Here is a 13903-nt window from a genome sequence, read left to right on the forward strand (position 1 = left end):
CTCTTATGCAGACTTTATAAGCAGGCTTATGGGGTGGGAAAATTAGGGCTTATCTAGAGCTTACTGAATAGAAGGGCTTAATCAAGTTAATGGAGCTGACTCGGTGTAAAACTGATGAGTTGTTTAGCTTCTTCAAGGATCTCTGTTTCGAGTTCTGCTTCGGAGCGCATACGGGAAAAATCCAACTTCATGCGCTGTTGCTTCTCTAATGTTTTACGTTTATCCATTATGGGATGATCTTGGATAATCGCAAAATGTTTGAAAATAGCCGGATATCGAGCTTCTACTTGCTCAGACATAGATAAAATACTGAACAGTTTGGCTATTCTCATGACGCCTTCTGAAAGCTCACAGCGATCTTCTAACATAGCGGTGGCAATATAGCGGATGCTATTTAAGTGTTCGTCTTGGCGTGCCTGATTGATGTCAGCCAACTCTTGTTGATGTTTCTTTTTTTGACTGCTTTGCTTACGCAGTTTAAGTAACAAGGCTATGGCATAGCCCGTAAGGGCGGCAATGATGATAAAACCTATGACGATAAGCGTTGTTGTCATGCTCTGTCCTGCTGAAAATAGAGAGCTAAAAAAATGGCATCGATAAGATGCCGTTTCAATATAGAACTAAGAGTTAATCTTTATTCTGGTAGTCTTTCAGCAGATCGGCACCTGATTCAAACTTATCCAATAAGTCGTCGTCGCTAACCGTAGGTGTAGACTGAACAATCTGGCCTAGATCCTCTTCCTCAGTGATGCCTAAGCGATCCATGAGTGCTTCGATCTGATTAAGTGTCTTGTTGAGCCACTTCTGATCGTCTTGGCCTAGTTCTTTACCCTCTTCGAGCATATCGAGTAGTTGGTTTAGTCTTGGATCTTCTTCGAGCTTAAATAGTTTCTGCTCATCGGTCAGTTTTGGACCTTGGTCTTTCTTAGGGGCGATCACTTGGACTTGGCTTGGAAGATCAAGTTTTATTGCCTTCTTGCTACCATGTCGTGGATCTTTTCTGCTGGAAGTCGAACCATCACTTCCACCGACCATATTGGCATTGTGACGGCTTCCTGCCTTGTTTCCTGATTTTTTCTTCTTGCCTTCAAGACCACGATCACTCTTCTTGGTTCTTGGGGCTAGCTTAGGCGCATTTTCATTGGCTTTACGGGTTTTCTTAGAGTGTGACATGGTTTTTCTCAATAACTGGTAATACAAATTTAGATATAAATGCGCTGATTACAGATCAATAAGCGAACTTTGGCCGCGTTTTATATCAGATCCTGATGGTTTTTGCACCAAGATGAGATCATTTGCTGCGAATAATAGCTTAAAACCTGCCTGTTCGGCTAGGAACTCGAAGGTATCTGTCTGATAAAAGCTGACATGAGTAAGGTTGTTCTTGTGATGCCACCTTTCGAAAGCGTGGATCTCGGTGAGTAACTTAGTGTTTATTGCTAGCCAGGCACCGGGTTTCAGGAGCTTACATAGCAGTGACCATTCTTTGAATGGGAAGCGGAAATGCTCGAATACCCGATAACAGCAAATAAAATCATATTCTTGCTTCAGTAGACTACGGTCAGGACAAAAATAAGGATCGTATTGACGTAATTCATGCCCTTGTGCGCTTATTGTATCCAGCGTCTGAGTATCGGCTAAGCGGCCGAAATTAAGCCCAGTTAAAGGATGCTCCGTTTCCTGTGCGATCTGCTGTATCAGGCTGAGTAAAAACTGTTTAAGGGGCTTTTGGTATTTGCTGGCACTCAGTTGATATCGCTTTTTTTCTACCTGGGGGGGGAGATGTGAGTTGGCATCGGAGAATACCAGCTGACAGTGATGGCAGATGTAGCAACTGCGTTTTCTATCTTGATTAAATAGTGAGGTGTTTTCGTTGTGACAAAGAGGACATCTAAGCATATAGGTACAGTTTTGCTCACTATCGATAGGAATCGTAATATTTTGCCATAAAAAAAGGCGACAGTACGACTGTCGCCTTCAAAAAGTGTCAGAGACACCAATTCTTATTTCAAGTATCCGTACTTGCTATGCGACTTTCCCGGTCAATTTCCATCTTATTTTAGTCTGCTTTCCATGCATGCATTTTTAGTTTTCGGTCTTCCAGACGCTTTCTTAATAGTCCTGAGTCATCCTGACCACAGCTTCCGTAGATGGTCTTCATGACACATCACAATCCTATCGTCATCTATGACGCCTAATATAACCATCCTTGTTAGGTTTTCGTTCGTTCAGCGAGTTAAGGTTCTAAACTGATAACTGAGTATCCGCTAAACGCTTTTCTCTGAACATGTAAGGCAGTGCTATTAAAGCTAAATGGCTTTTAACCATATTCCTTACAAAAATTCTTCTGACCTGGATTTCAACTGAAATCACGACTCTTATTATTTTTATTGAGTGGTCTTAATTATATTATTGTTATTGAATTTATTTATTCTTATATCTTAAATGTAATCGATACCGAAAACTGTAAGTTATTATTTGATATTTTATACAAACAGATGGGTTCATCCCGGTACGTGTCAATTAAACCTAAAACTGTGATCTCTGTCAAGTAAGTTTTCTTGGGTAGTTTACGTAAAGGTAAGCTCCGTGTTGTTAAAAAAGGTGGTCAAACCACCTTTTTTAACATGCCGTAAACTTACTTAAGGCTTGATATATATTTAGATAATGCTTCGATATCGTCGCTGGTAAGCTTCTTGGCAATATCTTGCATCATGCCATTTAAGTCGTTGTTACGATTTGTATCGCTAAACTTATTAAGCTGTATTTTTAGGTAATTGGCATGTTGACCACCGATAGCCGGAAAGCCTGCTAACTCAACTCCCGCCCCTTCAGGACCGTGACAAGCGATACAAGCGGTAATGCCGCGAGTCATGTCGCCACCCTTGTATAGCTGCTCACCTAAAGCTGGTATATCTTTTACTTCAACCGCAGATTTAGTTTGTGAAGAATAGTATGCAGCGACATCTTCGATATCTTGATCGCTAAGCATCATAGCCATACCACCCATTATTGGATCGTTACGGCCCTCTTTACCGCCTGTTTTAGCAGCACTACGGAAATCATGTAGCTGCTTCATCAGGTAGCTAGCTTGTTGTCCGGCAAGCTTTGGATACATGTCTATTACGCTGTTACCATCTACACCGTGACAGGCAGAACAAACAATTGCTTTAGTTTTTCCCACTTCTGCATTGCCTTCAGCCATTGCAGGCGAAGAGATACAGGCTAACACTGATAGTGCAAGAGCTAACTTTTTCATGGCGTTCCAACTTATTTGTTAAATTTTTTGTCCTGAGCTTACTAGCTGAGCCCGCAAGCGTGATAAAATGCTACTTATGTGATCGGGGTAATATTTTACACGAAATTGTGAAAATGTAAGCAACTCTTCGATATTTATAGTACAAACATAACATTTTTGGAGTCAGCAGTGACTGAATCTCGTATTGATTTTCGTAAAGCCAAGTTTTTAATCAGTGCCCCCGATATAGCACATTTAGATGAGTACCTGCCTGGAGACGCCGGAATCGAAATTGCTTTCGCTGGCCGTTCGAATGCTGGTAAGTCTAGCGCCTTGAACCTTATTACAGATCAAAAAAGTCTGGCACGAACCAGTAAGACTCCAGGAAGAACCCAATTAATCAATGTGTTCGAACTGGATGAGCATCGTAGATTGGTGGATCTTCCTGGTTATGGTTTCGCTCAAGTACCACTGGCATTGAAGAAAAAATGGCAGAAAGCTCTGGGTGAATACCTACAGGAACGTAAGTGTCTAGGTGGCATGGTGGTCTTGATGGACATAAGACATCCATTGAAAGATCTCGATATGCAGATGATCGAATGGGCGGTTGAGAGCGATATTCCTGTGCTAGCTTTGTTAACAAAAGCTGACAAAATGAAGCAGAGCGAACGCATGAAGATGGTCAATGAAGTCAGAAAGCATCTGGCTGATTTTGATGACCGGGTTAAAGTAGAGCCTTTCTCTTCACTTAAAGGTATAGGTAAGGCTAAAGTTTTAGATATTTTAAATACCTGGTGCCATCCGCAATGGTTGATCGACGCATTAGCGGAAGCTGAGGCAGAGGAAGCTGCAGAGGAAAAAAACTCTGCTAGTCATTCTGAAGCTAAGGGATAATGGTTACTTAATTTAGTAACAAACTATAAATAAAATAGCGCTTTCCATTTTTTGGAAGGCGTTTTTTTTGGCTTATATTTTGATCTTGGTGGAAATTAACTTTGGAAGAGAGGAATTACAGGCAAAAAAATAGCCGACGGAATAACCATCGGCCCAATTAGCTCTTTTGGGGAGAAGCTAAATTCAACAAGACTCAAGCGTCATCAAGATTGACTAAATGACCCTCAATGAAGACAGCATAGCGCGAATCAAATCACATTTAAAGTAATTACTCTAAAATTTATTTAGGGCGAAAAAAAGCCCCAGCAAAATAAATTGCTGAGGCGCCATAATTTGGCTGTTCACTTATATACTAAGTGAAATAAAAAGGTTTGAAAGATAGAACATCTTAACCTCTGTACCCTACGCCGAGAATAATACCCCATTGGACGTTATTTGGAAAACTGTTTTTCATTAAATGCGTCAACATTGTGAGATGTATCTAACGTTTTGGTAGGGTAAATGTTGTTTTTTGATGGGTAATTACCATTATACTGGTGGAATTTGAATCGCTTAGCTTGTTAAGCTTGAAAAATCATCGCTTACTGTTCTTTTTTGCTATTTAGTGTTTTTATTCTAATAAGTTTTTGGCTTTTACTGTTTCAGCAGGAGAACACCTGTCTCGTATTCAGATGTAGCTAATAGATATTATGAAACTAATGAATTAAAGATAAAATATAAAAGCCCCTGATAAGTATCAGAGGCTCTTCGGCTGGCTCCTAATGAGTCTATTGGTGCTTAATGAGCTTGTTCCCAGTTGTCACCTATGCCTGCTTCCGCAAGAAGCTCCACATCCAGGCTGACCGCATCCGCCATCAGCTGGCAAACCTTCGCCTGCATCTCTTCAGCCCTATCGCTGTCGACCTCGAACACGAGTTCATCGTGAACTTGCATGATCATGTCTATCTCACCATGAGTTTCGGTAGCTATCCAATGGGCTATGTTGATCATGGCCTTCTTGATGATATCCGCAGCAGTGCCCTGCATAGGCGCGTTAATCGCAGCTCGTTCTGCAGCTTGGCGTCTCATGGCATTTCTATCTTTAATGGCTGGAAGGTAAAGTCGACGACCGTAGAGCGTAGAGACATAACCAAGATCTGCGGCTTCGGCACGAGTCTCTTCCATATATTTGAGTACACCTGGGTAACGTTTGAAATAGGTGTCGATATACTTTTGCGCCTCAGGGCGAGGAATGTCTAACTGCTTAGCAAGCCCAAAAGCTGACATGCCATAAATGAGTCCGAAGTTTACCGCTTTAGCGCGGCGGCGTTGTTCAGTGGTGACTTCACCGAAGTCTACATCGAACACTTCGGCTGCGGTTGCCCTATGAATGTCTTTTCCAGCGGCGAAAGCCGTGAGTAGTCCCTCGTCTTGAGAGAGGTGAGCCATGATGCGTAACTCTATTTGTGAGTAATCCGCCGCGAGTACCTTCTTGCCTTCACGTGCAATGAAGGCGTGACGTATTCTGCGACCCTCTTCGGTACGAATAGGGATATTTTGCAGGTTTGGCTCGCTGGAAGACAGGCGTCCGGTTGCCGCATTGGCCTGGTGATAACTCGTGTGTACCCGGCCACTTTTCGCGTTGACCATGAGGGGTAACTTGTCGGTGTAGGTACTCTTTAGCTTAGCTAAGCTTCTGTGTTGCAGTATGATCTTAGGCAGTGGGTAATCTAAGGCTAACTCGACTAATACTTCTTCGGCGGTCGAAGGTGCACCTTTAGGCGTCTTCTTGATAATGGGATAGCCCAATTTCTCAAAAAATAGCACCTGAAGCTGCTTAGGTGAACTTAAGTTGAATTTCTCACCGGCAATCTCGAAGGCTTTTTGCTCTAGTTCATCTATGGTTCTGGCTAGCTCTCCACTTTGCTGGCCTAACATCATGCTATCAATTAAAACGCCGCCACGCTCAATATCAGATAGTACTTGGATGAGTGGCAGTTCAATATCGGTAAATACCGAAGCCAGTTCAGGTTCTTTCTCTAGCCTTGGCCATAAGTGCTGGTGCAACCTAAGGGTGATGTCTGCATCTTCTGCGGCGTAAGGAGCTGCAGTTTCTAGGTCAATCTGATTGAAGGTGAGTTGTTTGACACCTTTACCAGCGATCTCTTCGAAGCTGATATTCTTGTGACCTAGATATTTAAGTGCCAGATCATCCATGTTGTGCTTAGTCGCGACTGAATTGAAGACATAAGACTCGAGCATAGTATCGAAGGCTATGCCTTGTAGTTTAATGCCTACATTGGCAAAAATACTGATGTCGTATTTAAGGTTTTGGCCTACCTTCTTCAGCTCGGGATTTTCCAGTAGAGGTTTGAGTTTTGCTAGGGCTTCAGCCTGATCCAGTTGCTCTGGTGCATCAAGATAGTCGTGGCCTAATGGAAGGTAGGCTGCCTTACCCGCTTCTATAGCGAAGGAGATACCGACTAGCTTAGCATCCATATAGTTGAGACTGGTAGTCTCTGTATCTATGGCGATAAGGTCTGCATTAGCTAGCTTATCTATCCAGAGATCTAACTCCTCATGGGTGTATATAGTGGTGTATTCGGTTTGAATATCTTGTTTGATCACCTCTTCATCGGTATTTTTTTCGCTTTTACCCGAGTCCGTCTTATTATCGAGTACATCGGCTAACCAACGTTTAAATTCCATTTCGCCGAAACACTCAATCAATTCATCCCGGTCAGCCGGCTTGATAGTGAGATCTTGCCAGTCTTGTTCCAGTTCAACATCTAACTTAATAGTCGCCAACGCATAGGATAGCTTGAGTATCTCACTGTGCTCGGCAAGCTTGGCCGGCATGGTTTTAGAGCCTCTAAAGCCTAGCTCCGGCATTTTCTCTGGAGCTGCAAGGATCTTATCTATGCCGCCGGCACCGGTTAACATTGCCACGGCAGTTTTCTCGCCTACACCAGGAAGTCCTGGAATATTATCGGACTTGTCTCCCTGAAGAGCCAATAAGTCGATAATAAGTTCGGGTCCAACACCAAATTTCTCGGTGACCTCAGCCGGACCCATGATGGTATTGGTCATGGTGTTGATCAGTGTGACATTCTCATCGACGAGCTGAGCCATATCCTTATCGCCAGTACTGATAAGCACGGCTCTGCCGCTTTTACTCGCTTGGGTTGAGATAGTGCCTATGACATCATCGGCTTCGACTCCAGAGATACATACTAGAGGCAGTCCCATAGCGCGTATAATTCTATGAAGTGGTTCTATCTGAGTGCGAAGGTCATCGGGCATAGGCGGCCTTTGGGCCTTGTAATCTTCATACATGTCGTTACGGAAGGTTTTACCTTTCGCATCGAAAACTACCGCCATCTGAGTCGGTTCATACTGCTTGAGAAGACTGCGTAACATGTTAATTACGCCATAAACTGCGCCGGTGGCTTCACCCTTAGAATTGGTTAGATGTGGTGGTGAATAATAGGCACGATAAAGGTAGGAGGAGCCATCTACTAGAACTAATGGATTTTCGGCAATTTTAGGCATAATTTAGGTTTCGATTTAGGTTTCAAGAGCTGTGAATAACTCTGATTTTGAGTGCATTTTTGATATTGACGCTAGCATGCCACAGAAGGGAAATTTCAGCCACGTCAAATAACACACTGCCTGTGGATAAGTCTGTGAGTTAAACTTGTAATTCGTTGGGGAAGTGAGTTATATGACAGAAAGGGTTTACTTGTAAGTCATTGATTTAAAGTGGTAACTGAAAAAAGCGTGAGCTAGACATTAGTTTCTTGAAAATCATCTTAATTTGTGGACTTAATTATTCTACTGGCTTTCTAGACTCTAGTGCTGGCTAAATATTCAGCGCTTGGTAAAGTTGATGCACTAACTTAGCACGAAAAATAATCGGATCAAGGCTTTTGTTGTCATATTGTTAATTTAAAAGATATATGGAGATTAGTTTTAATGAAAAAAATAGCAGTCTTATTGAGTGGCTCCGGTGTATTCGATGGTAGTGAGATACATGAATCTGTTTTATCTATGTTAGCGCTTTCAAAGCTGGGCGTGGATTACCAATGTTTTGCACCCAATATTTTACAGATGCATGTAGTTAATCACCTAACTGGTGAGGTGGAATCGCTGCAAAGTAGAAATGTTTTAGTTGAATCGGCTCGTATTGCCAGAGGCGAAATAAAGGCGACCGAAGAGCTTGAACTCGATGAATTTGATGCCTTGATCATTCCTGGTGGTTTCGGGGCCGCGAAAAACTTATGTAACTTTGCCACTAATGGTAGTGATTGCGTAATTGCACCAGAAGTCGCAAGTTTTATCGGCCAGTTTGCCGATAGTTGCAAGCCAGTTGGATTTATCTGTATCGCGCCGGTAATGATCCCCCTTCTGTATGGTGAGGGGGTTATAGGCACTATAGGTAATGACAGCGAGACTGCTCAAGCCTTTAACTTGATGGGAGGCAAGCACCAGGCGGCTGTGGTTCAGGACATAATAGTAGATGAGATAAACAAGGTAGTGAGTACCCCGGCATATATGTTGGCGGCTAATATCGCTGAAGCGAGTGTGGGTATCGAGAAGCTAGTGAAGAAAGTGGTTGAGATGATAGGGTGAGAGATGAGCGCTTCTAGTACGGCACTGCGTGCCTTCGAGAACGCTGCGCTTGGAGAACGCCAACAAGTTGGCTACGAGGAGAGAGCAAAGCTTGAACTCGTGTTCTCGTTTTCGTGTAGCGAGGCTCTCGAAGGCGTTCTTTAGTCGTCCTTAAAGTGACAAAGTCACTTCTTCGAAGCAGCTCTGCTGCGGACTATCTCTTAATTCTTTTACTATCAATCAGGCCTTGTCCTAGGCCGACGAGTAATCCACCTATGTGGGCGCCATTGGCGATAGATAGTCCAAACATATCTGTGAAGCCAAATATTAACCAGATTAGCATAAAGCCCATGTAGGCTGGTGGCAGGCCTATGCCTAATTCGGGGCGCTTGTTACCCATGATCCAGGTATAACCAACGACGGCATAGACAACACCGGATAGACCGCCAAAATGTGGCCCGCCGACAAAGTACTGGACTATATTAGGTAAGGTTCCAGCTACTAGCAGTAAGGTGAGCAGTGGAGTTAGGCCTAATTTATTCTCTATTTTTCCTCCCAGATACCACCACCAGAGCAAGTTAAAAATAATATGCAGGGCGGAGAAGTGCAGTAGGCTTGGGGTGAACAGTCGCCAAAATTCACTCAGGCTAGATCCGGGAACGGCATTAAAAAATGATAGCTGCTGGTATATAGGCTCGGCAAAACCCAGATTAAATCCTGCATACACTAAGATGCAGATGAAGATAACACCTAAGGTCAGCGGGCCTGCTCCGGTAATAAATTGTGTGACCAATTGCAGGGAGGGGGAGCCGTAGTCTAGCTTAAGCTTACTATCACCATTATCCCAAGAAGCCTGCAGATACTTAGGATCATGAGGGTTGTGGATAAACAGGTCAAATTCTTGTCTGGCACGAATACTATGATGGTCATTGAGTACACAAATACTGACCCCCTGTTCGGCAGGTAAGATTTTACACTCAATTTTTTCGCCTTTAAGGTAATCGATTAGCGCTTGAGCCGCTCGCTCATTGGGGAGCCTGCCTATCTCTACCATAGGATATCCTTTATGGGATTTATTAATTTATGCGTTTGCTTCGTGCCAAGCCTGGTAGCCACCGTCAAGGCTATAGACATCATCGAATCCCTGCTCGACTAAGTATTGTGCCGCGCCTTGGCTGCTGATGCCATGATAACAGATAACAATAATAGGCTTATCCATATCGGCTTCTGCTACGTAATTAGCAAGGTTTTCGTTATTGAGATTAACCGCACCTTGCACATGACCCGATGCAAAGCTGGTAGCATCGCGAATATCTACGATCTGAATATCTGAGTTAGTCTGTGCGAGCTGAATCAATTGATTGACACTAAAATGTTGGAAGTTAGACATAGAACCTTACTGCAAAAATGAGGGCTTAGATTAATTGTGCGATAAGGGGCCGCAATAGTACAGCCCCTTAGCACAGTGATAAAAGTTAATCCCAGCTAAGGATAACTTTACCCGATTGACCCGAACGCATGGCATCGAAGCCTTGCTGGAAGTCATCGATCTTGTAGTGATGAGTGATAATTGGTGAGATATCTAAACCCGATTGGATCAGGCTGGCCATCTTGTACCAGGTTTCGAACATCTCACGGCCATAGATACCCTTAATGATCAATCCTTTAAAGATAACCTTGCTCCAGTCGATGGCCATGTCATCGCCAGGAATACCTAGCATGGCAATTTTACCGCCGTGATTAATGGTATCTAGCATAGAGTGGAATGCACTGGGTACTCCAGACATCTCCAATCCGACATCGAAGCCTTCTGTCATGCCAATTTCAGTCATGACATCTTCCAACTTCTCTTTAGCAACATTGACCGTACGAGTCGCGCCCATTTTCTTTGCCAGTTCGAGCCTGTATTCGTTGACGTCGGTGATCACTACGTGACGAGCACCAACATGACGACATACTGCTGCCGCCATAATACCGATAGGACCGGCTCCGGTGATCAATACATCTTCACCGACTAAGTCGAAAGAGAGTGCGGTATGTACGGCATTACCGAAAGGATCGAAGATAGAGGCAAGATCGTCTGAGATATCATCTGGAATTTTAAAAGCGTTAAACGCTGGAATAACTAGATATTCTGCGAAAGCACCGTCACGATTAACGCCGACACCTGAGGTGTTACGGCATAGATGAGTACGGCCTGCACGGCAGTTACGGCAGTGGCCACAGGTGATGTGTCCTTCGCCTGATACTCGGTCGCCAATGCTAAAGCCACGGACTTCCTGGCCTATTTCGACCACTTCGCCTACATATTCATGGCCGACAACCATAGGTACCGGAATCGTATTTTGTGCCCAGGTATCCCAGTTATATATATGTACATCGGTACCGCAGATGGCTGTCTTGCGGATCTTGATCAATAGATCGTTATGGCCTAGCTCTGGCTTAGGTGCATCGACCATCCAGATACCTTGTTCAGGCTTTAATTTGCTTAATGCTTTCATTTTGTGACCTTTCAAGAGTCTTAGAGGCGCCGACTATGCTGATGTCCTCTGATATGTCCCTATGAGGATATGCATTTCTGATCCAGCGCTTCATCTTGTAACTATAGATGTTAACGGCATACCAGCCTAGATATTCATAAACAGGCTGGTATCAGCTTTAGTTCAACCGTATATCGGCTGAACATGGGGCTAAGTCGTTAAATAATACCCATCTCTTTGGCGATGCGAGTAAATGACTCGATAGCCTTATCTAGCTGCTCTTTAGTATGAGCGGCTGACATCTGAGTACGAATACGCGCTTGCCCCTTAGGAACGACAGGGAAAGAGAAACCAACTACATAGATGTTCTCTTCGAGTAGACGGTTAGAGAAGTCCCCAGCCAGTTTTGCATCGCCAATCATCACAGGAATGATGGCGTGATCTGCTCCACCTAAAGTAAAGCCGGCCGCTGTCATTTTTTCACGGAAGTAGCGGCTGTTGTCCCAGACGGCTTGACGCAGTGCCTGGCCTGTTTTTAGCATCTCGAGCACATGGATAGAGGCCGTGACAATCGAAGGTGCTAAAGAATTAGAGAAAAGATAAGGGCGTGAACGCTGACGTAACCAGTCAACTACCTCTTTCTTCGCCGCGGTGAATCCACCGGAAGCTCCACCTAGTGCCTTACCTAAAGTTCCTGTGATGATGTCGACGCGACCCATCACTTCACAATATTCGTGAGTACCTCGGCCATCTTGACCGATAAAGCCTACTGCATGAGAATCGTCGACCATGACTAGGGCGCCATATTGGTCGGCAAGGTCACACACACCCTTGAGGTTGGCGATAACACCGTCCATAGAGAATACGCCATCGGTGGCAATCAATATGTTACGTGCCCCAGCTTCTTTGGCAGCCTTAAGCTGCTCTTCGAGAGCGGCCATGTCATTGTTGGCGTAACGGAAACGCTTCGCCTTACAAAGGCGGACACCATCAATAATAGATGCATGGTTGAGGGCGTCGGAGATGATGGCATCTTCTGCGCTAAGCAAGGTTTCGAATAGACCTGCGTTGGCATCGAAACAAGATGAGTAAAGAATCGTGTCTTCCATGCCAAGGAATTCGCTGAGACTAGATTCCAATTGCTTGTGTATGTCTTGAGTTCCACAGATGAATCTGACCGAGGCCATACCGAAACCATGAGCGTTTAAACCGTCTTGTGCCGCCTTGATGAGTTCAGGGTGATTCGCTAAACCAAGGTAGTTATTCGCACAAAAATTGATTACTTCGGCGTTATTAACTCGGATTTCGGTCTGCTGAGGAGAAACGATTATGCGCTCGCTCTTATATAAGCCTTCGGCTTTCACTTCAGCAAGTTGTTGATTGATCTGGTTATAGAATGAGGTCGTTGCCACCTGAATTCTCCTTAATTAGCTTTATTTTGAGTATTGGAGTGGCGGCATTTTAACCCTAAATTAGCTTGCTCTACAGCCTTTTTTTCATCTGTGATTGCAAGATGAATTAGTTTAGGGCTATTGGGGTTTTCACATCAAAAAAACTAATCTGTAACAAAGGCTACCTGCCACGAATATTGTTGAGATAAGCCTTGATTGCAGAAGGAATTAAAGGCGCAGATGCTTGTAATGGGGTGAGTACCCAGGAGGGGGAATATCGCCAACATCTAGTTGGCGATATGTATATTAGGCTAGCTCTTCGCTTGGTTCTTCGGCTAATTCTTGATAATACTGCTCGAGTCGGACAAATGTCGAACGCGAATTTGGCGTTGCATAGGCCTTAGATAACATTAAGATCCGTAGCAGTCCTTCATAGAGGGATGATTTGGTGATCTTAATATCTGGGGAGTGGGTTTGCTTATAGCTTATCCAGAAGCAGACGATCATTCTGATGGTTTCCGCCAGTGGGGGGATCTCATCTGGTTCGATAGCTATCACACCATCTTGTTCTAGTTTAATCAGAACATGGCAGCTGCGAGTGAGTACTTGCTGCTGCACCTGCAAATATTGCTTCTTAAGCTCATCATCTCGACTCAATATATCGGTGAGATTGGCATACATAAACCTAAATTCCCACATGGCATAGAAGATGGCATCGAAGTAACCTATCAAGAGTTCGACATTGACGGGTTCGCCTTCATAGGGGTGAAAGCTCTTCTCAAGGTGACTCTCGTAAAGAGAGAAAATAGAGCGAATTATGTCCTCTTTATTACGAAAATGATAATAGAGGTTACCTGGGCTAATGCCCAAGTGTGCGGCGATATGATTGGTGGTGATGGTCCTTTCACCATGCTCGTTAAACAGCTCCAGGCTGGCATGTATAATTTTATCGCGGGTTTTCATCTTCGTCCTAATGGCATTTTACTAAATAATTTGGCTTGCTTCCCTAGAAAGGGTAGCGAGCTTATTCACTTGGTTGACAAACATACTAGCACCGACGGAATTCATCAGGCAAAACTCATTTGTCAGATACTTTAATATTGCTTGTAACGAGTGAGGGATATTAGGTGAGATGGTCAGAAATGCTGAACCGACCAGTAATGATTTCATCTTTGCAGAATCCTGTTAGTTAGGCTGACGGCCTGACTGTGCCTGAATAAGCACCCGAAACTCGAGGTGAGACATTATCTCTGACTATGGTGCTGTGATAGCATTACACATTCGCCTGCCAAATATTTTAAGTACCGGAA

General features: G+C 44.0%; 12 protein-coding genes. 2 read left to right on the forward strand and 10 right to left on the reverse strand.

Translation table 11 applies throughout. The annotated features are described in order from the left end of the window. Window positions 1-86: 86 nt before the first annotated feature. The 4 genes from SVI_RS00380 to SVI_RS00395 form a co-directional block, all read right to left on the reverse strand. Window positions 87-554, reverse strand: coding sequence for a DUF2489 domain-containing protein (locus SVI_RS00380; RefSeq protein ID WP_013049369.1), 468 nt, complete (start codon window positions 552-554; stop codon window positions 87-89). A gap of 73 nt (window positions 555-627) precedes the next feature. Next, the gene (yihI, locus tag SVI_RS00385; RefSeq protein WP_013049370.1) at window positions 628-1173 is read right to left on the reverse strand and encodes a Der GTPase-activating protein YihI; all 546 of its coding nucleotides are present in this window, start codon (window positions 1171-1173) and stop codon (window positions 628-630) included. A 48-nt stretch (window positions 1174-1221) separates the two neighbouring features. Further along, on the reverse strand, window positions 1222-1899 hold the full coding sequence (locus SVI_RS00390) for a methyltransferase domain-containing protein (protein WP_013049371.1): 678 nt from the start codon (window positions 1897-1899) through the stop codon (window positions 1222-1224). Window positions 1900-2638: 739 nt separating this feature from the next. Continuing rightward, window positions 2639-3259: a c-type cytochrome gene (locus tag SVI_RS00395; protein WP_013049372.1), complete on the reverse strand. Its 621-nt coding sequence runs from the start codon at window positions 3257-3259 to the stop codon at window positions 2639-2641. A 168-nt stretch (window positions 3260-3427) separates the two neighbouring features. On the opposite strand from SVI_RS00395, the gene yihA reads away from it, so the two are divergent. After that, entirely contained in the window at window positions 3428-4132 is a 705-nt protein-coding gene (gene yihA / locus SVI_RS00400) for a ribosome biogenesis GTP-binding protein YihA/YsxC (RefSeq protein WP_013049373.1), read from the forward strand. 777 nt (window positions 4133-4909) lie between these two features. Here the strand turns inward: yihA and polA are convergent. Further along, the gene (gene polA, locus SVI_RS00405) at window positions 4910-7663 is read right to left on the reverse strand and encodes a DNA polymerase I (RefSeq protein ID WP_013049374.1); all 2754 of its coding nucleotides are present in this window, start codon (window positions 7661-7663) and stop codon (window positions 4910-4912) included. A 423-nt stretch (window positions 7664-8086) separates the two neighbouring features. Here polA and elbB point away from each other — a divergent pair, with 423 nt between their 5' ends. After that, window positions 8087-8743, forward strand: a complete 657-nt coding sequence (elbB, locus tag SVI_RS00410; protein WP_013049375.1) for an isoprenoid biosynthesis glyoxalase ElbB — start codon at window positions 8087-8089, stop codon at window positions 8741-8743. A gap of 193 nt (window positions 8744-8936) precedes the next feature. On the opposite strand, the gene glpG is transcribed toward elbB, so the two are convergent. From glpG to SVI_RS00435, 5 genes are all read right to left on the reverse strand, one after another. Further along, window positions 8937-9776 (reverse strand): rhomboid family intramembrane serine protease GlpG, encoded by an 840-nt coding sequence (gene glpG / locus SVI_RS00415; protein ID WP_013049376.1) that lies wholly within the window; start codon window positions 9774-9776, stop codon window positions 8937-8939. A gap of 27 nt (window positions 9777-9803) precedes the next feature. Continuing rightward, window positions 9804-10112, reverse strand: a complete 309-nt coding sequence (gene glpE, locus SVI_RS00420; protein ID WP_013049377.1) for a thiosulfate sulfurtransferase GlpE — start codon at window positions 10110-10112, stop codon at window positions 9804-9806. Window positions 10113-10197: 85 nt separating this feature from the next. Next, on the reverse strand, window positions 10198-11223 hold the full coding sequence (tdh, locus tag SVI_RS00425; protein WP_013049378.1) for an L-threonine 3-dehydrogenase: 1026 nt from the start codon (window positions 11221-11223) through the stop codon (window positions 10198-10200). A 197-nt stretch (window positions 11224-11420) separates the two neighbouring features. Next, a complete protein-coding gene (locus SVI_RS00430) occupies window positions 11421-12614 on the reverse strand; it encodes a glycine C-acetyltransferase (RefSeq protein WP_013049379.1) in 1194 nt (397 codons plus the stop codon). 285 nt (window positions 12615-12899) lie between these two features. Beyond that, window positions 12900-13556 carry a TetR/AcrR family transcriptional regulator gene (locus tag SVI_RS00435; RefSeq protein WP_013049380.1) on the reverse strand — a complete coding sequence of 219 codons (657 nt, stop codon included), beginning with the start codon at window positions 13554-13556 and terminating at the stop codon, window positions 12900-12902. Between the last annotated feature and the right edge of the window lie 347 nt (window positions 13557-13903).

The organism is Shewanella violacea DSS12, assembly GCF_000091325.1.
In the GTDB taxonomy this organism is placed as follows: domain Bacteria; phylum Pseudomonadota; class Gammaproteobacteria; order Enterobacterales; family Shewanellaceae; genus Shewanella; species Shewanella violacea.